The 22,647-nt window shown below is 70.3% G+C and carries 22 protein-coding genes; 5 read left to right on the top strand and 17 right to left on the bottom strand.

Annotation, left to right across the window (positions count from 1 at the left end):
* Window positions 1-54: 54 nt before the first annotated feature.
* The 4 genes from infB to rimP form a co-directional block, all read right to left on the bottom strand.
* Window positions 55-2,946: a translation initiation factor IF-2 gene (gene infB, locus ACOACQ_RS01805; RefSeq protein WP_420287471.1), complete on the bottom strand. Its 2,892-nt coding sequence runs from the start codon at window positions 2,944-2,946 to the stop codon at window positions 55-57.
* Window positions 2,947-3,042: 96 nt separating this feature from the next.
* Window positions 3,043-3,417: a YlxR family protein gene (locus ACOACQ_RS01810; RefSeq protein WP_378597410.1), complete on the bottom strand. Its 375-nt coding sequence runs from the start codon at window positions 3,415-3,417 to the stop codon at window positions 3,043-3,045.
* 72 nt (window positions 3,418-3,489) lie between these two features.
* Window positions 3,490-4,458 carry a transcription termination factor NusA gene (gene nusA / locus ACOACQ_RS01815; RefSeq protein WP_378597409.1) on the bottom strand — a complete coding sequence of 323 codons (969 nt, stop codon included), beginning with the start codon at window positions 4,456-4,458 and terminating at the stop codon, window positions 3,490-3,492.
* Window positions 4,458-5,027, bottom strand: a complete 570-nt coding sequence (gene rimP / locus ACOACQ_RS01820) for a ribosome maturation factor RimP (RefSeq protein ID WP_420287472.1) — start codon at window positions 5,025-5,027, stop codon at window positions 4,458-4,460. The genes nusA and rimP overlap by 1 nt, the downstream gene beginning before the upstream one ends.
* 69 nt (window positions 5,028-5,096) lie before the next feature.
* On the opposite strand from rimP, the gene ACOACQ_RS01825 reads away from it, so the two are divergent.
* On the top strand, window positions 5,097-5,597 hold the full coding sequence (locus ACOACQ_RS01825; protein WP_420287473.1) for a hypothetical protein: 501 nt from the start codon (window positions 5,097-5,099) through the stop codon (window positions 5,595-5,597).
* A complete protein-coding gene (locus ACOACQ_RS01830; protein WP_420287474.1) occupies window positions 5,594-6,067 on the top strand; it encodes a ferritin-like domain-containing protein in 474 nt (157 codons plus the stop codon). The genes ACOACQ_RS01825 and ACOACQ_RS01830 overlap by 4 nt, the downstream gene beginning before the upstream one ends.
* A gap of 332 nt (window positions 6,068-6,399) precedes the next feature.
* Here the strand turns inward: ACOACQ_RS01830 and ACOACQ_RS01835 are convergent, their stop codons facing one another.
* The 4 genes from ACOACQ_RS01835 to ACOACQ_RS01850 are packed head-to-tail and all read right to left on the bottom strand — an operon-like array spanning window position 6,400 to window position 11,115.
* On the bottom strand, window positions 6,400-7,137 hold the full coding sequence (locus ACOACQ_RS01835; protein ID WP_378597305.1) for an HAD family hydrolase: 738 nt from the start codon (window positions 7,135-7,137) through the stop codon (window positions 6,400-6,402).
* A gap of 11 nt (window positions 7,138-7,148) precedes the next feature.
* Window positions 7,149-8,933, bottom strand: a complete 1,785-nt coding sequence (locus ACOACQ_RS01840) for a proline--tRNA ligase (protein WP_378597304.1) — start codon at window positions 8,931-8,933, stop codon at window positions 7,149-7,151.
* A 49-nt stretch (window positions 8,934-8,982) separates the two neighbouring features.
* Complete coding sequence (locus ACOACQ_RS01845; RefSeq protein WP_378597303.1) at window positions 8,983-9,351, bottom strand: DoxX family protein; 369 nt, start codon at window positions 9,349-9,351, stop codon at window positions 8,983-8,985.
* 12 nt (window positions 9,352-9,363) lie between these two features.
* Window positions 9,364-11,115: a hydroxysqualene dehydroxylase gene (locus ACOACQ_RS01850; RefSeq protein WP_420287475.1), complete on the bottom strand. Its 1,752-nt coding sequence runs from the start codon at window positions 11,113-11,115 to the stop codon at window positions 9,364-9,366.
* Window positions 11,116-11,258: 143 nt separating this feature from the next.
* Here ACOACQ_RS01850 and ACOACQ_RS01855 point away from each other — a divergent pair, with 143 nt between their 5' ends.
* Entirely contained in the window at window positions 11,259-11,876 is a 618-nt protein-coding gene (locus ACOACQ_RS01855; protein ID WP_420287476.1) for a TetR/AcrR family transcriptional regulator, read from the top strand.
* Between the two features lie 12 nt (window positions 11,877-11,888).
* Here the strand turns inward: ACOACQ_RS01855 and ACOACQ_RS01860 are convergent, their stop codons facing one another.
* Window positions 11,889-12,734: a GNAT family N-acetyltransferase gene (locus ACOACQ_RS01860; RefSeq protein ID WP_378597300.1), complete on the bottom strand. Its 846-nt coding sequence runs from the start codon at window positions 12,732-12,734 to the stop codon at window positions 11,889-11,891.
* A gap of 103 nt (window positions 12,735-12,837) precedes the next feature.
* Here ACOACQ_RS01860 and ACOACQ_RS01865 point away from each other — a divergent pair, with 103 nt between their 5' ends.
* Window positions 12,838-13,743, top strand: a complete 906-nt coding sequence (locus ACOACQ_RS01865; RefSeq protein WP_420287477.1) for a homocysteine S-methyltransferase family protein — start codon at window positions 12,838-12,840, stop codon at window positions 13,741-13,743.
* A 1-nt stretch (window position 13,744) separates the two neighbouring features.
* Here the strand turns inward: ACOACQ_RS01865 and ispG are convergent, their stop codons facing one another.
* From ispG to ACOACQ_RS01890, 5 genes are all read right to left on the bottom strand, one after another.
* Window positions 13,745-14,896 (bottom strand): flavodoxin-dependent (E)-4-hydroxy-3-methylbut-2-enyl-diphosphate synthase, encoded by a 1,152-nt coding sequence (gene ispG, locus ACOACQ_RS01870; RefSeq protein ID WP_420287478.1) that lies wholly within the window; start codon window positions 14,894-14,896, stop codon window positions 13,745-13,747.
* Window positions 14,897-14,927: 31 nt separating this feature from the next.
* Window positions 14,928-16,283, bottom strand: coding sequence for a M50 family metallopeptidase (locus tag ACOACQ_RS01875; protein ID WP_378597296.1), 1,356 nt, complete (start codon window positions 16,281-16,283; stop codon window positions 14,928-14,930).
* Window positions 16,284-16,305: 22 nt separating this feature from the next.
* A complete protein-coding gene (dxr, locus tag ACOACQ_RS01880; protein ID WP_378597295.1) occupies window positions 16,306-17,394 on the bottom strand; it encodes a 1-deoxy-D-xylulose-5-phosphate reductoisomerase in 1,089 nt (362 codons plus the stop codon).
* Window positions 17,395-17,506: 112 nt separating this feature from the next.
* The gene (meaB, locus tag ACOACQ_RS01885; RefSeq protein ID WP_378597294.1) at window positions 17,507-18,487 is read right to left on the bottom strand and encodes a methylmalonyl Co-A mutase-associated GTPase MeaB; all 981 of its coding nucleotides are present in this window, start codon (window positions 18,485-18,487) and stop codon (window positions 17,507-17,509) included.
* A gap of 28 nt (window positions 18,488-18,515) precedes the next feature.
* Window positions 18,516-19,715, bottom strand: coding sequence for an acetyl-CoA C-acetyltransferase (locus tag ACOACQ_RS01890; RefSeq protein WP_378597293.1), 1,200 nt, complete (start codon window positions 19,713-19,715; stop codon window positions 18,516-18,518).
* A gap of 193 nt (window positions 19,716-19,908) precedes the next feature.
* On the opposite strand from ACOACQ_RS01890, the gene mce reads away from it, so the two are divergent.
* Window positions 19,909-20,352, top strand: coding sequence for a methylmalonyl-CoA epimerase (gene mce / locus ACOACQ_RS01895; protein ID WP_378597292.1), 444 nt, complete (start codon window positions 19,909-19,911; stop codon window positions 20,350-20,352).
* Between the two features lie 18 nt (window positions 20,353-20,370).
* Here the strand turns inward: mce and ACOACQ_RS01900 are convergent, their stop codons facing one another.
* From ACOACQ_RS01900 to ACOACQ_RS01910, 3 genes are read right to left on the bottom strand one after another with little or no spacing between them, the layout of a single operon-like run.
* Window positions 20,371-21,222, bottom strand: a complete 852-nt coding sequence (locus ACOACQ_RS01900; RefSeq protein WP_378597291.1) for a biotin-dependent carboxyltransferase family protein — start codon at window positions 21,220-21,222, stop codon at window positions 20,371-20,373.
* Window positions 21,219-21,872, bottom strand: coding sequence for a 5-oxoprolinase subunit B family protein (locus ACOACQ_RS01905; RefSeq protein ID WP_420287479.1), 654 nt, complete (start codon window positions 21,870-21,872; stop codon window positions 21,219-21,221). Before ACOACQ_RS01905 ends, ACOACQ_RS01900 begins: the two co-directional genes overlap by 4 nt.
* Entirely contained in the window at window positions 21,869-22,615 is a 747-nt protein-coding gene (locus ACOACQ_RS01910; protein WP_420287860.1) for a LamB/YcsF family protein, read from the bottom strand. The genes ACOACQ_RS01905 and ACOACQ_RS01910 overlap by 4 nt, the downstream gene beginning before the upstream one ends.
* Window positions 22,616-22,647 lie beyond the last annotated feature (32 nt).

Consider the following 22,647-nt stretch of genomic DNA (forward strand, 5'->3'; position numbering starts at 1 on the left):
GAAAACGCCTGCGCCGCCCGGCCCACGAGGGACCGGGCGGCGTAGCGAGCAGCATCAGCTGCGGGGAATCTCGCGCATCTCGAAGGCTTCGACGATGTCGCCTTCCTTGATGTCCTGGAAGTTCTTGAGCACGAGACCGCACTCGAAGCCTTCCCGGACCTCCGACGCGTCGTCCTTCTCCCGCTTGAGCGAGGCAAGGTCGATGTTGTCGGCGACGACAGCGCCATCGCGCAGGATGCGGACCTTGGCGTTGCGCCGGATCACACCACTCGTGACCATGCAGCCTGCGATGTTGCCGATCTTGGACGAGCGGAAGATCGCACGGATCTCCGCCTGGCCGAGAGTCGACTCTTCGTACTCGGGCTTGAGCATGCCCTTGAGGGCAGCCTCGATCTCCTCGATCGCCTGGTAGATGACCGAGTAGTAACGAATCTCGACACCTTCCTTGTCGGCCATCTGGCCCGCCTTGCCCTGCGGCCGGACGTTGAAGCCGATGATGATGGCGTCGGAGGCGGAGGCGAGGTCGACGTTGGTCTCGGTGATCGCACCGACGCCGCGGTCGATGACCCGAAGGCTGACCTCTTCGCCGACATCGATCTGGGCAAGGGCGTCTTCGAGCGCCTCGACCGAACCGGACACGTCACCCTTGAGGATGAGGTTGAGCTCCTGGCTCTCGCCCTTCTCCATGGAGGCCATGAAGTCCTCGAGGGTGCGACGGACACGACGCTTGGCCTGCATGGCCGCACGCTCGCGCGCCTCACGCTTCTCAGCGATCTGGCGAGCCATCCGGTCGTCCTCGACGACGAGGAAGTTCTGACCAGCGCCGGGGACGGCGGTCAGACCGAGGACCATCGCGGGACGCGACGGGTCGGCTTCCTCGATGTTGTCGCCGTGCTCGTCGAGCATCGCGCGGACCCGGCCGTAGGCCGGACCGGCGACGATCGAGTCGCCGACACGCAGCGTTCCGCGCTGGACGAGGATCGTCGCAACCGGACCGCGACCGCGGTCGAGGTGCGCTTCGATGACGAGGCCCTGGGCGTCCTGCACCGGGTTGGCGCGCAGGTCCAGCGACGCGTCAGCGGTGAGCACGATCGCCTCGAGCAGCTTGTCGAGGTTGAGGCCGGCCTTGGCCGAGACGTCGACGAACATCGCGTCGCCGCCGTACTCCTCGGGCACCAGGCCGTACTCGGAGAGCTGGCCACGAACCTTCGTCGGGTCGGCGCTCTCCTTGTCGATCTTGTTGACGGCGACCACGATCGGCACACCGGCAGCGCGGGCGTGGTTGAGCGCCTCGACCGTCTGCGGCATGACGCCGTCGTCCGCCGCGACCACCAGGACGGCGATGTCGGTCGCCTGCGCACCACGGGCACGCATCGAGGTGAAGGCCTCGTGACCCGGGGTGTCGATGAAGGTGATGCGACGGTCGTTGCCGTCGACCTGCGTGTGGACCTGGTAGGCACCGATGTGCTGGGTGATGCCACCGGCCTCGCCGGCCACGACGTTGGCGTCGCGGAGCGCGTCGAGGAGCTTGGTCTTACCGTGGTCGACGTGACCCATGACGGTCACGACCGGCGGACGGATGACGAGGTCTTCCTCGCCGCCCTCGTCGGCACCGAACTCGAGGTCGAACGTCTCGAGCAGCTCGCGGTCCTCGTCCTCCGGGGACACGATCTCGACGGTGTAGTTGAGCTCGTCACCGAGCAGCTCCAGCGTCTCGTCGCCCACCGACTGGGTGGCGGTCACCATCTCGCCGATGTGGAACAGCATCTGCACGAGCGAGGCCGCGTCGACGCCGATCTTGTCGGCGAAGTCGGTCAGCGAGGACCCACGGGCGAGACGGACCGTCTCGCCGTTGCCCTTGCGGACCCGCATGCCGCCGATCGTCGGGGCCTCCATGGCCTCGAATTCCTGGCGACGCGCGCGCTTCGACTTGCGGCCGCGACGGGCGGGACCACCGGGGCGACCGAAGGCACCCTGGGTCTGGCCACGCTGGCCGGGACGGCCACCGCCGGGACGACCGCCGCCACCGGGACCGAAGCCACCGGGACCGCGACCGGGAGCGCCAGCACCCGGCGCGCCGGCGCCAGCGCCGGCACCGGGGGCACCGCGACCCGGAGCGCCACGACCGGGCGCACCGCCCGGACGACCCGGGCCACCGGCACCGGGACGGCCCGGACCACCGGGGCCACGGCCACCGGCGTTCGGGCCGAAGGCGGCCGGGGACTTGGGCATCATGGCCGGGTTCGGACGCGGCATGCCGGGACGGCCACCGGGCGCAGCGGCGGGCGGACGCGGTCCACCCGGACCGGCCTCACCCTCGCGGGCCGGCGGAGCGGCGGCAGGCTTGCGGCCCATGCCCTGGCTCGGCGCGAACGGGTTGTTGCCCGGACGCGGCGTGCCGCTGGGCTTGCCGACCGGACGCGGTGCCGGAGCCTTGGGCGTCGCACCTCGCGGGGCGCCACCCGGCTTCGGGCCGGCCGGAGCAGCAGGTGCTTCGGGGGCCTCGGGAGCCGCCGCAGCAGCGGGGGCCTCCACGACGGGCTCGACCACGGGCTCGGGCTCCGGGTCCGGCGTCTTCGCCGGTCCGGGGCGCGGGCCGGGGCGGGGAGCCGCAGGCTTGTCGTCAGCGGCGGCTGCGGGCGCTGCGGGCGCGACCGGTACGTCGGCGACGGGCGCCTCGGCAACGGGAGCGGCCGGCGCAGCGGCAGCCTTCTTGGCCGGCGCGGGCCGCGGGGCGGGCGTGGCCGCCTCGCCGCCAGCAGCAGCCGGCTTCATCTTTGCGAGAAGGTCCGCGCCGTAGGTGTCTTCGAACTTCTTGACTGCAGGCAGTTCAACGCTCGACGACGCCGTCTTGGCGAATTCGCCAATGGCACTCAGCTTCTCCAGCGCTTCCTTGCTGGGGATGCCGTACTTCTTCGCGAGTTCGGAAACTCGGGTCTTGGCCACAATGCTCCTTCTGGCCCAAGACCCGGGTGGGGATCTTCAGACCGTTGGTGGGTGGTGCAGAACGAACTGGCTCATCGCGAGGTACTCATCGAGTGCTCATGAGCTGCTGCTCCAGTCTCTCTTGGTGGATGCGGTCGGATTGATCAGTAGCGAGGCGACGTACTCCCCCACCGGCACGCTGGAAAGCCCGGTCCCACCCGCACTCTGCGCGAAGCGCAGTGCCCGGGAGAAGGCTTTCCGCCGTACCGCGAGGTCGTAGCAACCGGAGGTGGGGTGCAGGTGCGCCCCGCGTCCCGGTGCAGTGCCCTCCAGGTCGGGTACGACGGCTGGTCGGCCATCTGCGCCCGAGCCGGCGGTCACCCGCAACAACTCGCGTTTGGCGGCCCGCTGTCGACATCCGATGCAGGTCCGGACGGGTCCCTCGAGAGGGAGGACGTCAGGTTCTGCGGGGGATTTCGATTGGCGTGCCACCAACAGACGACTCTACCGCCCGGGGGGTCAGGATCACCAACCGACAACGCCGATGGGTGACCAGAAGACCGGTCAGGCCTCTTCGTCCGAGTGGATGTCGATGCGCCAGCCGGTCAGGCGGGCGGCGAGGCGGGCGTTCTGGCCCTCCTTGCCGATCGCCAGCGACAGCTGGAAGTCGGGGACGACGACACGGGCCGAACGGGCCGCGGCGTCGACGACGGTCACCGACTGGACCTGGGCGGGCGACAACGCGTGCGCCACCAGCTCGGCCGGGTCGTCGGACCAGTCGACGATGTCGATCTTCTCGCCGTGCAGCTCGGCCATCACGTTGCGCACCCGCTGCCCCATCGGGCCGATGCAGGCACCCTTGGCGTTGACGCCGGGAACGGTGGTGCGGACCGCGATCTTGGTGCGGTGGCCGGACTCGCGCGCGATGGCCGCGATCTCGACGGTGCCGTCGGCGATCTCCGGCACCTCGAGGGCGAAGAGCTTCTTGACCAGGTTCGGGTGCGAGCGCGAGAGCGTGATCTGCGGTCCACGCATGCCCTTGCGGACCGACACGACCAGGCACTTGATCCGGGTCCCGTGGCTGTAGTCCTCGCCGGGCACGCGCTCGCTCGCGGGCAGCAGCGCCTCGAGCTTGCCGAGGTCCACCAGGACGTCGTCGGGATTGCGGCCCTGCTGGATGATCCCGGAGAGGATGTCGCCCTCCTTGCCGGAGAACTCGCCGAACCGGATCTCGTCCTCGGCATCGCGCAGGCGCTGCATCATGATCTGCTTGGCGGTCGTCGCGGCGATCCGGCCGAAGTCGGCAGGCGTGTCGTCGTACTCGCCGATCTTGTTGCCCTCGTCGTCGAGCTCCGCAGCAAGCACGTTCACGTGCCCGGTCTTGCGGTCCAGCTCGACCCGCGCCTGGGTGTGCGAGCCCTCGGTCTTGTGGTACGCCGTCAGGAGGGCCTGTTCGATGGCCTCCACCAGCACCTCGAACTTGATCTCCTTCTCGCGTTCCAGCGTGCGGAGGATGTTCAGGTCGATGTCCATCAGTCGGCGTCCTCGTCCATGTGTTCGTCCAGGTCGTCCTGGTCGTTGTCGTCTTGATCCGTGCGGGTGGAGCTCTTGGGGCGGTTGAACTCGATCTGCACCAGGGCCTTGATCACGTCGGCATAGGCGACGCTGATCTCGGAGCCGACCACGTCGAGGGTCACCCCGTCGTCGTCGCTCGCGCCGATCCGGCCGACCACCTCGTTCGTCGCGCCCTCCTCGGCGGAGGTGACCACCTTGACGAGGCGACCCTCGTTGCGGCGCCAGTGGCGCGGCAGCGTGAGGGGTCGATCGACCCCACGGGAGGTGACCTCGAGGGTGTACGGCAGCTCCCCCATGATGGCGGCGCCGTCGGACTCGAGGACCACGTCGATCTTCTTGGTTGCCGACGCGACGTCGTCGAGCGTCAGGCCACCATCGGTGTCCAGGGCAATGCGCAACACACGGCGCTTGCCGGCGGGGGTGAGCTCAACTGCTTCGAGATCCAGGCCGAGCTCGGCCAGGGGAGCAGTGAGAAGGTCGGTGATTCGCTCTGCTGTCGAACGCTGAGCGGGCTGGCCCGAACCCATGCGAATCCTCCCGTTGTCCTGTTGTGGTGGTGCGGATCAACACTACCGGGTACGGATAGGGTTCGCCGCGTGCCCGACCGTGTTAGCCACCTCTCCCGTCGCGCCTTCGTCGCTCTCGGCCTCGGCGGAGCTGCGCTGACGCTGACGGGATGCGACGCGCTCGACTCCGTGCTCGGCGACGACGACCCGGTCCCGCCGGGTGCGGTCACCGCGACCGCACCGGCCGCCGACGCCGACAGCACCCTCGTCGAGGAGGTCGCCACGGCGATCGCCGCAGCGGGCGCGCTCGCCGCCGCGACGGGTACGACGATCGCTCCCCTCGCCCGGATCGGGACCCGGCTGTCCCGGCTCCACGCCTCCCACGCGAGCGAGCTCGGCCGGACCGAGGCAGCCGCGCCGCCCGTCGTCACCGGCTCCCGCGACGTCGCCCTGCGTGCGCTGCTGGCGAGCGAGGCCGCTCTCCAGGAACGCCTCGTTGCTGCGGCTCGGAGCGCCGAGAGCGGTGCGCTCGCCCAGGTGTTCGCCTCGATGGCGGCGGCCCTCGCCCAGCAGAAGGCGGTGCTCACGTGAGCGAACCGACCGACGACCCCACCGGCACCACCGCGGGAACCACTGGGGCCGCGACCGGTGCGGTCAACGCACTGCAGGTCGCCCTGTCCGCCGAGCACGGCGCCGTCTTCGTCTACGGCGCGCTCGGCGCCCAGACGTCGCAGTCGCGGCAGCCGACCCTCTTCGGAGCGCTCACCCGCGCCTACGCCCTCCACCGCGACCGGCGCGACCACCTGACCAGCGTGATCGTCGCCGCGGGCGGCGAGCCGGTCGCCGCCGAGCCGGGCTACGCCCTGCCCGCCGACCTGGGCTCTCCGGCGGCGGTCAAGGTGCGCGCCCGCGCGCTCGAGGAGTCGGCCGCGTCGACGTACGCCTACCTGGTGGCGAACACGAGCGGGCCGGACCGGGCGTGGGCGGTGCAGGCACTGCTGGACGCCGCGGTGCGCGGGCTGGGCTTCGGCGGCAAGCCTGAACGCCTCCCCGGTCTCTGAAGCACCGCACTGGCGCCGCCACCAGCGCGGGCCACCAGCGCGGCAGCGTGGCGGGAGGCACCGACGGCGAGCTTGCTCGCCCGGATCTGTGCCGGAGACACGCTCGCGCAAAAACGCCAGTGGTTCGCGGCCTCGACCTCCGGGAGACTCCCGAGACGTCCCCCGAAGACGGGGCCGCGAACCACTGGTGACCGGGGACAACGGTCTTGGGTGACGGGAGAGGTGGGGCTCACCGATCACCTGTGCACAATCATGCAACAGAACGGCCCGAGGGTCTGCAAGTATCGATCCTCATAAATGTGCAGTGCAGAAACCTGCAGTCCGCACCCCGCTCAGCGCCAGGGAGTGAGGAGGTCCGGGATCTCCGAGAGGCGGTGCGCGACACCGTCGGGCCGGCCCTCCGTGTGGCCGATCTGCTCGGCCGGAATCACGCTGTGCGGGATGTGGATCGCCCGGAGACCGGCGTTCTGGGCACCCCAGACGTCGTCGAACAGCCGGTCACCGACGTAGACGCAGCGAGCCGGGTCGGTGACGCCCACGGCGTCCATGGCGGCACGGAACGCATCGGGCGACGGCTTCGTCCACGGGATCTCGCTCGAGTAGACGTCGCCGTCGATCAGGTCCAGGACGCCGTCGCGCTCGAAGTAGCCGCGGTGCCACTCACGGGGCCAGATCGTGTTCGAGAGGATGCCGACCTTGATCCCCTCGCCGCGCAGCCATCGGAACAGCGGCGCGACCTCGGGATCGGTCAGGGTGTGGGGCTCCCAGAAGTCGTAGTACGCACTCAGCAGGGCCGGGTCGTGGTCGAGGCCGGCCTCGTCGAACAGGTCCGCGATGTTCGCGCTCTGCTGGTGGTCGCGACTCCGGCCCCAGACCGCGGCACCCGCGCCGTGCAGGCGCGATGCGAACGCGTGGTGGTCGTCGGAGGTGTCGGGCGTCGCGAGCACCGCCTGGGCGAGCGCCATGGACTCGGCGTGGAAGTCCACGTCGTGCCACTGGGTCAGCGTCCCGCCCCAGTCGAAGATGACCGCGTCGATGCCGGCGGGTCTCGAGGCTCGCTGCGCTCGCACCTCGACCACCGCTACCGCCCGACCTGCTGAACGAGTGCCTCCACCGCGCCTTCGAGCGTCAGCTCGCTCTTCTCGCCCGTACGACGGTCCTTGACCTCGATGACGCCGTCGACGACCCCGCGACCGACGGTCACGATCGTCGGGACGCCGATCAGCTCGGCGTCCTTGAACTTCACTCCGGGGCTGATCTTGCCGGCCCGGTCGTCGAACAGGACGTCGAGTCCGGCACCGATCAGACCGGCGACCAGTTCCTCGGCTGCGGTGAAGAGTGCTTCGTCCTTGCCGGCCACCACGACGTGGACGTCAGCAGGCGCGACCTCGCGGGGCCAGCACAGGCCGATCTCGTCGAGCGTGTTCTCGGCGATCGCGGCGACAGCGCGCGTCACGCCGACGCCGTACGAACCCATCGTGACGGTGACCAGCTTGCCGTTCTCGTCGAGGACCTTGAGGTCCAGTGCCTCGGCGTACTTGCGACCGAGCTGGAAGACGTGGCCCATCTCGATGCCGCGGGCGGACTCGAGGGTGCCGTCGGCGCAGTGCGGGCACGCGTCGCCATCGCGGACCTCGGCAGCCTCGATCGTGCCGTCGGGCGTGAAGTCCCGGCCGGCCACGAGGTCGATGACGTGCGAGCCGGAGACGTCGGCGCCGGTGACCCAGCGGGTGCCGTCGACGACGCGGGGGTCGACGAGGTAGCGGATCCCGGTCTTGTTCTCCTCACCCAGGACGCCGGGGCCGATGTAGCCCTTGACCAGCGCGGGGTGGCGGGCGAGCTCGGCCTCGTCCATGGCCTCGATCCCGATCGGCTCGAGCTGGCCCTCGAGGCGCTTCTGGTCGACCTCGCGGTCGCCGGGCAGGCCGATGGCGAGGGGCTCGCGGGTGCCGTCGGGATGCCGGAGCACGACGAGGACGTTCTTGAGCGTGTCGCCGGCGTGCCAGGGCCGGTCCTCGCGCGGGAAGGCCGCGTTGAGGTGGTCGACCAGCGTCGCGATCGTCGGGGTGTCGGGCGTCGCCTCGGCGTGCGCGGCGGGCGCGCCGCCCCAGCCGTTGTCGGCATTCGCCGTCACGGGCGTGGGACGGACCTCGACAGCCTCGACGTTGGCGGCGTAGTCGCAGTTCGTGCAGCGGACGTAGGTGTCCTCGCCGACCTCGGCCTTGGCGAGGAACTCCTCGGACTTCGAGCCACCCATCGCGCCCGCGGTCGCCTTGACGATCGCGTAGTCGAACCCGAGGCGGTCGAAGATCCGGACATAGGCGTCGCGATGCCTCTGGTACGACGCCTCCAGGCCTGCGTCGGTGACGTCGAACGAGTAGGAGTCCTTCATCGTGAACTCGCGCCCGCGCAGCAGTCCGGCCCGGGGGCGCGCTTCGTCGCGGTACTTGGTCTGGATCTGGTACAGGCTCAGCGGCAGGTCCTTGTAGGACCCGTACATGTCCTTGACCAGGAGGGTGAACATCTCCTCGTGGGTCGGGCCCAGCAGGTAGTCGGCGTCCTTGCGGTCCTTGAGGCGGAAGATGCCGTCGCCGTACTCGGTCCAGCGGCCGGTCGCCTCGTAGGGCTCCCGGGGCAGCAGCGCCGGGAACGTGACCTCCTGCGCACCGATGCCGTCCATCTCCTCGCGGATGATGCTCTCGATCCGGCGCAGCACCTTCAGCCCGAGCGGCAGCCAGGTGTAGATGCCCGGCGCAGCGCGACGGATGTAGCCGGCCCGCAACAGCAGACGGTGGCTCGGGACCTCCGCGTCCGAGGGGTCCTCTCGAAGGGTCCGGACGAACAGGGTCGACATCCTCATCAGCACGTCGCGCAGCCTACGGCGGCGTCGTACCGGACCGCGAACCAGTAACGCTTCAGGCAGTTCGCGCGGCCTTGAGCATGCCGCGGATCATCGGCACCTGCAGCGGCACCCGGGCCAGCGTGACGGCCTTGTACGCCGTGTTGTCGGTGCGCTGCGCATCGGCGACCATCTTCGCGTTGCCCGGGAGGACCCCGGCGAGCAGTGCGGCGCTGGCGTAGGCCGCAGCCCTCCGGGTCCGCGGGTGCAACATGCCGGCAGCACAGGCCAGCTCGGCAACGCCGCTCCACACCACCCACGGTCGCGGACCGCCGGGGAGCTGCTCGGGAATCAGCGGCTCGAACACCTCGGGCTTGACGAGGTGCACGACACCACTGACGAGGAAGGCGCCGGTGACTGCTTTGGCGGTGAAGGGCACGGACATGCGCTCACCCTGTCAGACGATGTCCAGCAGGTTGCGCTGCCCGAGCTTGTAGAGCAGCTTGTCGGTCTGCTTGAGGAGCTTGAACTCGGGCGGGTCGTAGAGGCGGTAGGTCTTCACCCGGGCAGCGGTCGAACCCGACTCGTCGAGGATGGCGTTCACGGCATGGCGAGCCGACTCGTTGGCACCCTCCATGGTGGCCAGGTCGATGTCGGTCTGCACGAAGTCACCGCTCATCAACAGGTTCGGGATCCGGGTCCGGGCCGTCGGCCGGCTCTTCCAGGAGTCCACGGTGTTCACGAGCAGCGGGGTCTCGTTCGTGTTGCGCAGGGTGCTGGCATCCCACTGCACGCCCGGGTCGAGGAACCACGAGTGGATGATGCCCTCGGGCAGCAGGTCCCCCATCGTGTGGTGGTCGCGGACCTGCGCGAGCACCTCGTCGGCGATCTCCTGGCGCGTGCACTGCTTGGCCGGCTTGCCGTACAGGATGCCCGGCGCGTCCCAGTTCGAGATGTCGACGGACAGGACGTCGACGATGTCACCGTCGCCGTAGTCCCGCGAGATCATCCGGTCCGCCCAGAACTGCCCCTGGGTCAGCGCGGTCAGTGACCAGGGCGAGTCGATGAAGGTGATGTGGCCCTTGGTGAGGTCGACGTGGTCTCGCAGGAAGTACTGGATGCCGACCATCCAGTCGGTCTGCAGGTTCGCCAGGCCCCTGAGTCCGGGATCGAGCGCGAGGACATCGGGCGTGAGGGTCGGCAGGACGCGTTCGACCGGCATCGCGCTGACGAACCAGTCGGCCTCGACCCGACTCGTCGTTCCGTTCGCGTCGGCGAGCACCGCGGCCGTGATGCGGCCGGCGCCGACCTCGTAGCGCACCAGCCGCTGACCGCTCTCGAAGCGCACCCCGCGTCCACGCAGGTAGGTCACCCAGGGGTCGATCCACGCCTCGTTGGTCGGCAGGTCGAGCACGCGGTCGAGGGCACCGTCGTTGCCGCGGCCCATGATGTTGTAGACGAAGGCCTCCCCCATGTTGCCGATGGTGCGCGTGCTGGCGATGGTCTCCTTGGCTGCGACCAGGTTGCGTGTGAGACCCGCGGCGAGGATCTTCTGGTACGGCCCCGATCGCTTGGCGGCGCCGACGAAGTCCCACCAGCTGACCTTCTCCCACTGTCCCAGTCGACGCTCGTCGCAGCTGGTCAGGAACACCAGCAGGCGTTCGACGAAGTAGGCCAGCTCGTGGGGCGGAACGGCATGTCCACCCAGGTTGTCGAGCAGGAAGCGACGCAGGCCGTCGACGGTGAGCAGCTGCACCGGGTCGGGCCCGATGCCGAACACGAACGCGTCGGCGTGGTCGCCACCGCGCAGGAACTTGCCGCCGGTGGCCGCGACCAGGTTGTCCCCGACCGTGCCGGCACCGAATGGAATCCGGCGCATGGTGTCCGGCACGTGGTGGTAGAAGCCGGGGAAGAAGCGGAAGCCGTGCTCACCGGGCAGGTCCGCCCGGCCGCCGGTCCCCGTCCGGGCGACCGGGATGCTGCGGGCCTTCCCGCCCCACGCGCTCGGCTCGAAGACGGTCACCGAGAAGCCGCGCTCGACCAGCTCGTGCGCGGCCGTCAGGCCGGCCATGCCGCCACCGAGGACGACGGCGTTCCTGCCAGGCGTGGCCGCGAACGCGGGGGCCAGTCCGACCCCGGCGAGGGCCGCACCGGCACCCACCGCGACGGAGGACGAGAGCAAGGTACGGCGATCGAGACGCTGCGACATTGGTGGACTCCCCATGACGTCAACCGACACTGGTGTCGGTAACTGTTGGAGGCGAGTATTGTGACTCGAACCACAGGAGGTCAAGAGCCACGAAGGCCCGTTCCGACACAACTGTGGGTTACCCCCAGCGAGAAGGAGACCGCGTGACGACCACCGGGACCGTCCGGCGCCGGCTCAGCGCGCCAGCGCGACGCCAGCGCATCGAGGCCGCCGCCGTCGAGGTCTTCGCCGACCGCGGGTACGACGCCTCCTCGGTCGGTGAGATCGCCACCGCCGCAGGGGTCACGCGGACCGTCCTCTACGACCACTTCAAGTCCAAGCGCGAGCTCTACGTCCAGGTGCTCGACAGCCAGAACGCCGCCATGCTCGCCGAGGTCGGGGCCGGAATCACGGGAGCGGGAGCGGGTCCCGACCGGCTGCGCTCCACGATTGCCGCCTACCTCTCCTTCGCCCGGCAACGGCCCGCTGCTCGTCGGCTCCTGGTCGACCCGATCCCGACGGGTGACGCCGACCTGGACCAGGTGCTCGCTGCCTACCGCACCGCCCGGGCGCAGGCGGTCGCCATGATGCTCGCTCCGGACCTTGCGCGTTCGGGCGTGGTGGCTGGTTCCACGGAGTCCACGGTCATCGTCGAGTTCCTGATCACCGGGGTCGACGGCGTCGCACGGTGGTGGCAGGACCACCCGATCGCCACCCTCGACGAGGTCACCGACATCGCTGCCCGCCTGCTGTGGAACGGCCTCCCCCGGATCGGTGCCTGATCGCGCGCAGCGTCAGAACATGACCGTGGCGAAGCGTGCCGTCTCGACGAAGCCGACCCGCTCGTAGACCGTCCGGGCCGAGACGTTCCAGTCGTTCACGTAGAGCGACACGGTCGGCGCGATCCGCGCCCGGACCTGCTGGACGACCGCAGCCATCCCGGCGGTGGCCAGGCCCTCTCCACGGCGGTGCGCCGGCACCCAGACGCCCTGGATCTGAGCGGCATCCGGAGTCGCGCAGGCCACCTCGGCCTTGAACACGAGCTCGTCGCCGTCGTACCGCACGAAGGACCAGGCGCGCCCGATCAGCTGGGCGACACGGGCGCGGTAGAGGTCGCCGGCTCCCCCGGCCTCCGGCGAGACTCCGACCTCCTCGGTGTACATGGCGACGCAGGCGGGATAGAGCGTCGCCAGGTCGTCGCGCACCCCGGCGCGGACGCCGTGGTCCGGCGCGATGGCCGGTGTCGTGTCGATGGCGAGGTGCCGCTGGTCCCATCGGACGTCGCGCGGGTGGCCCCAGTGCGGCCCCACCTGGCCCCAGATCGTTCGGACGGCGTCCTGCGATCCCACGATCGTGGAGGCGGTACGACGACGGGTGAGCGCACGTTCGGCGAAGGCACGCGCATCGTCGGGACCTGCCTGGACGGGCACCAGGTTCGCGGCGGCGTGGCAGGCGGCGACCAGGTGGCCGTCCTCGAAGCGACCCCACATCTCGCCGCCGAGCCAGCGCGGCTCGAGACGGGTGGTGTGGGCGCGGTGCACGGCGAAGACGTTGACGACCGGATCCTGGTTCGCGAGCTCCAGGAACGCAGGCAGGTCAGCGCTCGCGAGGACGCGCACGCCGTGTCGGGTGGTCAACACGCAATCGAGCGTAGGGCACGAACCCTGTCGGCACTCAGGTTGGCGTGCTAGAAAACCGAGGTCGAGTGTTCTCGGGGCCCGACCTGCCGAAAGGAGGGTCCACATGACCCGACACGTGACCGACGGTGGCCTGGAGACCGACCTCCTCTTCCTGCGCGGCATCGAGCTCCCCGAGTTCGCCGCGTTCCCGCTGCTGGACAGCGCCGAGGGCCGCGAAGCCCTCAGTGACTACTACCGCGCCTACGTCGACATCGCCGTCCGGGCAGGCGCCCCGCTCCTCCTCGAGACCCCCACGTGGCGGGCGAATCCCGACCACGCCGCCCTCCTCGGGTACGACGCCGCCGGGCTCGATCGCGTGAACCGGATGGCCGTCGAGTTCATGTCCGGGCTGGCCCGCGAGCGCGAGGCCGACCTGGTCGGCTGGTCGGTGGGCGGGATGCTCGGGCCACGGGGCGACGGTTACGCCTCATCCGGACCCGTCGATCCCGACGCCGCCGCGGAGTACCACCGGCCCCAACTGGAATCGTTCGCGGCAGCGGGCGCCCGCCGGGCCTGCGTCCTCACGCTGACCGAGGTGGGCGAAGCCATCGGCCTCTCGCGCGCCGCGGCCGACGCCGGCCTTGCGATGGGGATCGGGTTCACGGTCGAGACCGACGGGCGACTGCCCGATGGCACCCGCCTGGCCGAGGCGGTCGCGGCGGTCGACGCGGTTGCGCCGCCGGCGTACTTCGTCATCAACTGCGCCCACCCGAGCCACATCCTCGCCGACTTCGAGAGTGACAGCGAGCTCGACGACCCGGTGTGGCGCGAGCGGATCGGTGGCCTCCGGGTCAACGCGTCGACGATGACCCACGCAGAGCTCGACGAGTCCGAGGTCCTGGACGAGGGCGACCCGGTGCAGCTCGCGATCGATCAGCAGCCGCTGATCGACGCGTTCGTGAACCTCGAGGTGCTGGGTGGCTGCTGCGGCACCGATGCGCGGCACGTCGCCGCCATGTGGGGCGTCTGAGTCAGGAGATCGAGACGGAGGGCTCGGCGCCCTCGACCGGCTCCATCGACTCGGCGAGCTTCATCGCCTCTTCGATCAGCGTCTCCACGATCATCGCCTCGGGGACGGTCTTGATGACCTCGCCCTTCACGAAGATCTGGCCCTTGCCGTTGCCGGAGGCGACTCCCAGGTCGGCTTCGCGGGCCTCGCCGGGTCCGTTGACGACGCAGCCCATGACGGCGACGCGCAGCGGCACCTCGAGGCCCTCGAGGCCGGCGGTGACCCGCTCGGCCAGCGTGTAGACGTCGACCTGGGCGCGGCCACAGGACGGGCAGGAGACGATCTCGAGCTTGCGAGGCCGCAGGTTCAACGACTGCAGGATCTGGATGCCGACCTTGACCTCCTCGACCGGCGGGGCCGACAGGGACACCCGGATGGTGTCGCCGATGCCCTGCGAGAGAAGGGCACCGAACGCGGTGGCCGACTTGATGGTGCCCTGGAAGGCCGGACCGGCCTCGGTGACACCGAGGTGCAGCGGCCAGTCCCCCGCCTCGGCGAGCAGCTCGTAGGCCCGCACCATCACGACGGGGTCGTTGTGCTTGACGGAGATCTTGAAGTCCCGGAAGCCGTGCTCCTCGAAGAGGCTGGCCTCCCACACCGCGGACTCGACGAGCGCCTCGGGCGTGGCCTTGCCGTACTTCTCGAGCAGGCGCTTGTCGAGCGAACCTGCGTTGACACCGATCCGGATCGACGTTCCGCGGTCGTTGGCGGCCTTCGCGATCTCCTTGATCTGGTCGTCGAACTTCTTGATGTTGCCGGGGTTGACCCGGACAGCAGCGCAGCCGGCGTCGATCGCTGCGAAGACGTACTTCGGCTGGAAGTGGATGTCCGCGATCACGGGGATCTGGCTGTGCTGGGCGATCTCCGCCAGCGCGTCGGCGTCGTCCTGGCTCGGGCACGCCACGCGCACGATGTCGCAGCCCGCGGCGGTCAGCTCGGCGATCTGCTGGAGCGTCGTGTTGACGTCCGAGGTCAGCGTCGTGGTCATCGACTGCACCGACACCGGGTGGTCGCTGCCGACGCCGACCTTGCCGACATTGATCTGGCGGGTGGTTCGGCGCGGAGCCAGTACCGCAGGGGGCGCTTCCGGCATGCCCAGGCTGATCGACGTCATGGCTTCAAGACTAGTCGCCGGACCTCGTTCGTCAGGATTCGAGGTGGACCGGAACGACGAGGTCGCCGACGATCAGCACGACACCCATGACGAGCAGGGCGCTCGCGACGACGTACGCGATGGGCAACAGCTTGGCCGCGTCGACGTAGCCCGGGTCGGGGCGACGGAAGACCTTCGCCCACCCGCGGCGGATTCCCTCCCACAGCGCACTGGCGATGTGGCCGCCGTCGAGCGGCAGGAGCGGTACGAAGTTGAACATGCCGATGAAGAAGTTGAAGCCGGCGATCAGCATGAGCAACGAGATCGTCTTGTCCTGCACGTTGATCTCGTCGTGGGACGCGACCTCACCCGCGAGGCGGCCGCCGCCGACGATGCTGACGGGTCCGAGCGGGTCGCGCTCCTCGACGCCGACGATCGCCTTGGCAACACCCCAGACCTTCTCCGGCAGGGTGGCGAGTGACTTGGCCACGTCGACGGTCATGTGGCCCATCTGACCGATCGTGTAGAAGACGCCGCCGGTCGTCGGGTACGACACCGGAACGACGCCGAGGAAGCCGACCTTCTTGTCGACCTTCTGTCCCGCCTTGTCGGGCGGGCGCACCGTGGTCGTGGTGTGGAAGGTCACCTCCCGGCCGTCGCGTTCGACGACGACCTCGGCCTCCCGGGTGCCGTTCTTCTTCACCAGGTCCTGCATCTGGCTCCAGCTGGTGATCGTGGTGCCGTTGAACGACACCATCCGGTCACCCACGTGGAGGCCCGCGGAGTACGCCGGCGTTGGCCTCTCCCGAAGCTCCTCCGCGGTGCATTCCCGACCGGACTCGTTCGCCGGGATCACGCACGCGCTGACTTCCTTGATCGTCGTCTCGGTCGTCTTGTCGCCGCCGTTGCCGTAGGTGGCGAAGACGCCGGCGAAGATGAAGAACGCGATCAGGATGTTCACCGTCGGGCCACCGGCCATCACGATGACCTTCTTCCACCACGGGAAGCGGTAGAAGAGGCGGTCGTGGTCCTCCGGGCCGACCAGCTCCCACTCGGCCGCACGCGCGTCCGAGATCAGCTGGGTGAACATGCCGGTGTTGGACTTGCGGACCTTGAAGACCTCGTTGCCGTCGGCGTCCACCTCGACCTCGTCGGCGAGGTCGGCGGCCGCCGGGGGCAGCATGCCGACGATCTTGACGTAGCCACCGAGCGGGATCGCCTTGACGCCGTACTCCGTCTCGCCGACCTGCTTGCTCCACACGGTCGGCCCGAAGCCGATGAAGTACTGCGTGACCTTCCCGCCGAACTTCTTCGCGGGAATCATGTGCCCGAGCTCGTGCAGGCCGATGGACGCCAGGATCGCGGTGAAGAAGATCAGGACGCCGAGGGTGTAGAGCAGAACGGTCATGCGGGCGATCAGGTCCTTGCGGTCAGGAAGCGGCGATGGAACGGGCGGCGGCGTCCCGCGCCCACGCGTCGGCCGCGAGGATGTCGTCGAGGGACAGCTGCTCATCCGAGGGTACGTCGTGTGCGGCTACCGCGCTGGCGACGACGTCAACGATCCCGTTGAAGTCCAGGCGGCCGGTGCGGAACGCCTCGACGGCGACCTCGTTGGCCGCGTTGTAGACCGCCGGCACGGTGGCACCGCGGGCGCCCGCGGCACGGGCCAGCGCGACCGCCGGGAAGGCCTCGTCGTCGAGCGGGAAGAACTCCCACGTCTCGGGCTTCGTCCAGTCGACCGCCGGTGCGGAGTCCGGGACCCGGTCCGGCCAGGACAGGCCGAGGGCGATCGGGATCAGCATGGTCGGCGGGCTGGCCTGGACCAGGGTCGAGCCGTCGACGAACTCCACCATCGAGTGCACGACGCTGGTCGGGTGCACCACGACCTCGATCCGGTCGTACGGGATCCCGAAGAGCAGGTGTGCCTCGATCACCTCGAGGCCCTTGTTGACCAGGGTCGCGGAGTTGATGGTGATCACGGGGCCCATGTCCCAGGTCGGGTGGTTGCCCGCTTCCTCGGGGGTGACCTGCGTGAGCTGGTCGCGGGTCCGCCCGCGGAAGGGTCCCCCGCTGGCGGTGAGCACCAGGCGTCGTACCTCTGCGGCGGAGCCGCCCCGCAGGCACTGTGCGAGGGCGCTGTGCTCGGAGTCGACCGGCACGATCTGGCCGGGCTTCGCACGCTCCAGGACCAGGGGGCCGCCCATGACGAGCGACTCCTTGTTGGCCAGCGCGAGCGTCGTACCGGCGTCGAGGGCCGCCAGGGTGGGGCGGAGCCCGACGGCGCCGGTGATGCCGTTGAGGACGACGTCGCAGGTCTCCTGGGCGGCGTCGACGCTCGCCTCCTCGCCCAGTCCGTGGAACCGCGGGGAGAACTCGGCGACCTGCTTCTCGAAGAGGTCGGGGTTGCTGCCGCCGGCGGTCAGGCCGACGACGCGGAACCGGTCGGGGTTCGCCCGGACCAGGTCCAGGGCCTGGGTGCCGATGGAACCCGTCGAACCGAGAATGACGATGTCCTTCACCGGACCATCCTCTCAGGCCGGCAGCGCGGCGCACGCCGCGGAGCGGCACGCGGCGACGCCCGTGGGCCGGAGGCCCGTGCGGCGAGCTGCGTGTGCGACGCGCTCGGCCAGTTCAATGCAGCAGGCTGTCGGCGGCGGCGTACGGGTCGGTCTCGCCGGCGACGACCGCGGCAGCCAGTGCGTCGAGGCGGTCACCCTCGCCGACCGTTCCCCACCGTCGGCGCAGGGCCGTCAGGGCGAGCGTCTCGATCTCGTTGCGGGCGCGTCGTACGCGACGGCGCTGGAGCTCACCGCTCTCTCGCAGCCAGTTGCCGTGCTCCTCGATGGCGTCGACCACTTCGACGACACCATCGCCGTTCGAGGCCGTGGTCTTCAGGACCGGGGGCTGCCAGGCACCGTCGCGGCGCTCGGCGAGGCCGAGCATGGAGCGCAGGTCGCGGCGCACCTTCTCGGCGCCCTCGCGGTCGGCCTTGTTGACGACGTACAGGTCACCGATCTCCAGGATGCCGGCCTTCGCCGCCTGGATGCCGTCGCCCATGCCGGGAGCGAGCAGCACGATCGTGGTGTCGGCCTGTCCGGCCACCTCGACCTCGCTCTGCCCGACACCGACCGTCTCGACCAGGACGACGTCGAACCCCGCGGCGTCCAGCACGCGCAAGGCCTGCGGGGTGGTCCACGCCAGCCCGCCGAGGTGCCCGCGGGCGGCCATCGAGCGGATGAAGACGCCCGGGTCCAGGACGTGGTCGCCCATCCGGATCCGGTCACCCAGGAGCGCCCCGCCGGAGAACGGTGACGACGGGTCGACAGCGAGTACGGCGACCCGCTGGTCACGCTTGCGCAGCTCGCCGATCAGCGCGTTGGTCGACGTCGACTTGCCGACGCCGGGCGAACCGGTGAGCCCGATGATCCGGGCGTGCCCGGCGTACGGCGACAGGACCCGGGTCAGCTCCGGCAGCAGCGGAGACTCGTCCTCGACGAGCGAGACGAGCCGACCGACCGAACGTGGATCGCCCTCGCGGGCCTTCTCCACCAATGCAGGAACGGCCGCCGCGGTGATCCCGCGGCGGCCGCCCTGAATGCTTGCGTCAGGCAAAGCGTTCCTGTCTGACTCGTCCGCCTCTTCAGGCAGAGGGGACCCGGATGACGAGGGCGTCACCCTGACCGCCGCCACCGCACAGCGCGGCAGCACCGACGCCGCCACCGCGACGCTGGAGCTCGAGTGCGAGGTGGAGGGTGATGCGGGCACCGGAGGCGCCGAGCGGGTGACCGATGGCGATGGCGCCGCCGTTGACGTTCACCTTCTCCTCCGGGATGCCGAGGGCGCGAGCGGACTCGATGCCGACAGCGGCGAACGCCTCGTTGAACTCGACCAGGTCGAGGTCGGCAACGGTCAGGCCCGCCTTGTCGAGGGCCTTCTGCGTGGCGTTGGCCGGCTGCAGCTGAAGGGTGGAGTCGGGACCCGCGACCTGGCCGTGGCTGACGATCTCGGCGAGGATCGGCAGGCCGAGCTCCTCGGCCTTCGCCTTGGACGTGACGACCACGACGGCCGCACCGTCGGAGATCTGCGACGCCGAGCCGGCGGTGATCGTGCCGGTCTTGGAGAACGCGGGACGCAGGCCCGCGAGCGACTCGGCGGTGGTGTCGCCGCGGACGCCCTCGTCGGCGCTGATGACGACCGGGTCGCCCTTGCGCTGCGGGATGCTCACGGGAACGATCTCGTCGTCGAAGACGCCGTTCTTCTGGCCGGCGGCAGCGAGCTGGTGCGAGCGGGCCGAGAACTCGTCCTGCTCCTCGCGGCTCAGCGGGTTCTCCCGGTCGGCGTTGACGGCCTCGGTCAGGTTGCCCATCGCCTGGGCGGTGGTCTGGTCGTACAGGGCGTCGTACGCCATCGAGTCGACGAGCGCGACGTCGCCGTACTTGAAGCCCTCACGGCTCTTGGGGAGCAGGTGGGGAGCGTTGGTCATCGACTCCATGCCACCGGCGAGGACGATCTCGGCCTCACCGGAGCGGATCAGCTGGTCGGCCTGGGCGATCGCGTTGATTCCCGACAGGCAGACCTTGTTGATAGTGATCGACGGGACGTTCAGCGGCAGGCCACCGGCGATACCGGCGCTGCGCGCGGGGTTCTGGCCGGCGCCGGCCTGGAGGACCTGGCCGAGGATCAGGTAGTCGACCTGGTCCGGCGAGACGCCCGACTTCTCCAGCGCGCCCTTGATGGCGACGCCGGCGAGGTCGGCAGCAGAGAAGGACTTGAGCCCTCCGAGCAGGCGGCCGATCGGGGTACGCGCCCCGGCGACGATGACGGTGGGGTTGTCGGACATTGCTGCCTCCGTGAAAGAACCGTGTGAAAGGAACAGGGTGAGGATGCGTTCGGGGGAAACGTGCGTCCGAACCTCATCAACACTACTCGCGGGTCACCGGCGTGTGGGAGTGGTCTCAACGCGGTCAGGCTGAGGCACTCGTCACAACCGGACAGGCAGCCGATGGTCCTGCGGGCTTGGGCACAATGGGCCCATGAGCCTTGACCTGCCGAAGCACCTGTTCACCGCGATCGACCACGTCGGCATCGCCGTGCCCGACCTGGACGTCGCCATCGCGTTCTACCGCGACAACTTTGGCATGGTCGCCGTGCACGAGGAGACCAACGAGGAGCAGGGCGTCCGCGAGGCCATGGTCGCCGTCGGCGACTCGGGTTCCTGCATCCAGCTGCTCGCGCCCCTGAACGACCAGTCGACGATCGCCAAGTTCCTCGACCGCAGCGGCCCCGGCCTGCAGCAGCTCGCGTACCGCGTCACCGACCTCGACCAGGTCTCCGCGATCCTGCGCGAGCGCGGCCTGCGCCTGCTCTACCCCGAGCCCAAGCGCGGCACGGCCAACAGCCGGATCAACTTCATCCACCCCAAGGACGCCGGCGGCGTGCTGGTGGAACTGGTCGAGCCCTCGGCCGACGCCCACTGATCCGTCAGGCCCAGACCGTCAGGCCCAGCGGAACCGGAGCTCGTCCCCGGGGCGCAGCTGGGCCAGCCGGTCGGTGTCGGCGTCGATGACCACACCGACCACCGGATAGCCGCCCGTCACCGGGTGGTCAGGTCCGAACACCACCGGTCCGCCGTTCGGCGGGACCTGGATCGCGCCACGCAGCGCGCCCTCGCTCGGCAGCTGGCCACGGTCGGCTGCCGGCGTGAGGGACGCGCCTTCAAGGCGTAGCCCCACCCGGTCGCTGGCCGACCCGACCCGCCACGTCACGGAGACGAGTCGATCGGCATCGGTGACCCAGTCCGCGCGCGGGCCGCGCAGGACGCGCAGGACCGGCCGGTCGTCGTACGACTGCGACGGGACGGCGTCGACGAGCATCTCCCCCGCGATCGCGTCGCCGACCTCGAGCCGGTCGCCCGCCACGAGCGGCGCCGGGCCGAGTCCGGCGAGGGTGTCGTGCGAACGGGATCCCAGGAGGGGCGGCACCGCGATGCCCCCGCGCACGGCGAGGTACGAGCGCAGGCCCGTCGGCGGGATCCCGATGCGCAGCCGCTGTCCGGGGCGCAGCGCCAGGACGGCCCCCGTCGGTTCCGCGCGGCCGTCGACGTCGAGGGGAGCCGGGGCACCCGTCACGCACACCCACACGACACCGGTCGCCTCGATCTCCAGGCCGCCGAGGGCCACCTCGAGCGACGCCGCTCCGTCGGCGTTGCCCACCACCCTGTTCCCGAGCTGGTACGACGTCCGGTCGGCGGCGCCGCTGGAACCGACTCCGATCGCGGCGTGCCCGGGACGGCCGGCATCCTGCACGAGACAGGGTCCACCGACGGCCCGCACGAGCAGCCCGGTCATGTCGCCTCGAAGCGGACGGTCAGTCCCGCGCCGAGCAGTGCCGGCGGGTCCCGGTCGAGGTCCCACAGCACCGTGTCGGTCCGGCCGATCAGCTGCCAGCCGCCGGGCGAGGACCTTGGGTAGACCCCACTGAACTCCCCCGCCAGGCCGACCGCACCAGCAGGCACCTTGGCCCGGGGCGAGTCGTGCCGCGGCACCTGAAGCCGGGGATCACCGCCCACGAGATAGGCGAAGCCCGGCGCGAAGCCGCCGAAGGCCACTCGCCACGGCGTACCGGTGTGGGCGGCGACGACCGCGTCCTCGCTGAGCCCGGTGTGCGTCGCCACGAACGCCAGGTCCGGGCCGTCGTACCGCACCGGGAGGACGACCTCCGCGGATACTCCCGGGTCACAAGCACCGGAATTCGGCGCGTCCCGGTGCTTTTGACCCGGGACCACCGCCCGCAGCGCATCGAGAGTCACTCCTGGGCGGGCGACGAGCAGCACCGTCCGGGCCCCGGGTACGACGTCCGCGACCAGGTCAGCGACCAGGTCACCGACCCGCTCCACCACGGCCGGGTCGGCCCGCAGTGCGTCGACGCAGGCGACCACCGCAGCGGCGTCGCGCAGCTCGAGCAGCAACCCGCGGTCGCCGTACGGGATCACCTTCATGGCAACGAGCTCGCGAACGCCTCCACCGCGATCCCGGACCCGGACAGAGCAGCCCGCACCGCTGCAGCCGAGGAAGCGGCGCCCGGGGAGTCGCCGTGGAGGCACAGCGACTGCACGTCCCCGGACGCGGCCAGTCGGACCGCCTGTTCAGCCACGGCCGACGGATCCGTCAGCACGGCACCGGGTTCCGCCCGCGGGACCAGTCCACCCGAGGGGAGGTAGGCGCGGTCCGCGAAGCCCTCCGCGACCGTCGGCAGCCCTGCGTCCGCGACCCGGGCCAGGAACCGCGAACCGGCGAGCCCCAGCACCGGCAGCCCGCCGAACGCGACGACAGCAGCGATGACCGCGTCCGCCTGCGCCGGATGCTCGCTCACCGCGTGGTAGAGCGCACCGTGGGGCTTGAGGTACGCGATGCGCCCTCCCGCCGCACGAGCCAGCCCGGCCAGTGCCGACAGCTGGTAGAGGACATCGGCCTCGAGGTCCTCCGGCGCGACGTCGATGAACCGCCGTCCGAAGCCGGCAAGGTCGCGGTAGCCCACCTGCGCCCCGATCACCACGCCCTGTTCGACGGCGAGCGCACACGTACGCCGCAACGTGAGCGGGTCACCCGCATGGAACCCACAGGCCACGTTGGCGCTCGTGAGGTGCGGCATCAGCGCCTGGTCATCACCGAGCGACCAGCGACCGAAGGATTCGCCCACGTCGGCATTGAGGTCGATCGTGGACGGGCAACCCGGTGGCAACGTCACAGGCCCTATCGTGGCCCATCGACGTA

This window comes from Nocardioides sp. CPCC 206347 (assembly GCF_048654605.1).
In the GTDB taxonomy this organism is placed as follows: Bacteria; Actinomycetota; Actinomycetes; order Propionibacteriales; family Nocardioidaceae; genus Nocardioides.

Bases quoted from the DNA above. Each gene is read 5' to 3' on its own strand.
- nusA (WP_378597409.1), bottom strand. From the start codon at position 4,458: ATGGACATCGACCTGAACATCCTCCGCACGCTGGAACGCGAGAAGGAG.
- rimP (WP_420287472.1), bottom strand. From the start codon at position 5,027: ATGGGTTCGGGCCAGCCCGCTCAGCGTTCGACAGCAGAGCGAATCACC.
- ACOACQ_RS01845 (WP_378597303.1), bottom strand. From the start codon at position 9,351: ATGTCCGTGCCCTTCACCGCCAAAGCAGTCACCGGCGCCTTCCTCGTC.
- ACOACQ_RS01850 (WP_420287475.1), bottom strand. From the start codon at position 11,115: ATGTCGCAGCGTCTCGATCGCCGTACCTTGCTCTCGTCCTCCGTCGCG.
- ACOACQ_RS01865 (WP_420287477.1), top strand. From the start codon at position 12,838: ATGACCCGACACGTGACCGACGGTGGCCTGGAGACCGACCTCCTCTTC.
- ispG (WP_420287478.1), bottom strand. From the start codon at position 14,896: ATGACGTCGATCAGCCTGGGCATGCCGGAAGCGCCCCCTGCGGTACTG.
- ACOACQ_RS01875 (WP_378597296.1), bottom strand. From the start codon at position 16,283: ATGACCGTTCTGCTCTACACCCTCGGCGTCCTGATCTTCTTCACCGCG.
- ACOACQ_RS01890 (WP_378597293.1), bottom strand. From the start codon at position 19,715: ATGTCCGACAACCCCACCGTCATCGTCGCCGGGGCGCGTACCCCGATC.
- mce (WP_378597292.1), top strand. From the start codon at position 19,909: ATGAGCCTTGACCTGCCGAAGCACCTGTTCACCGCGATCGACCACGTC.
- ACOACQ_RS01900 (WP_378597291.1), bottom strand. From the start codon at position 21,222: ATGACCGGGCTGCTCGTGCGGGCCGTCGGTGGACCCTGTCTCGTGCAG.
- ACOACQ_RS01905 (WP_420287479.1), bottom strand. From the start codon at position 21,872: ATGAAGGTGATCCCGTACGGCGACCGCGGGTTGCTGCTCGAGCTGCGC.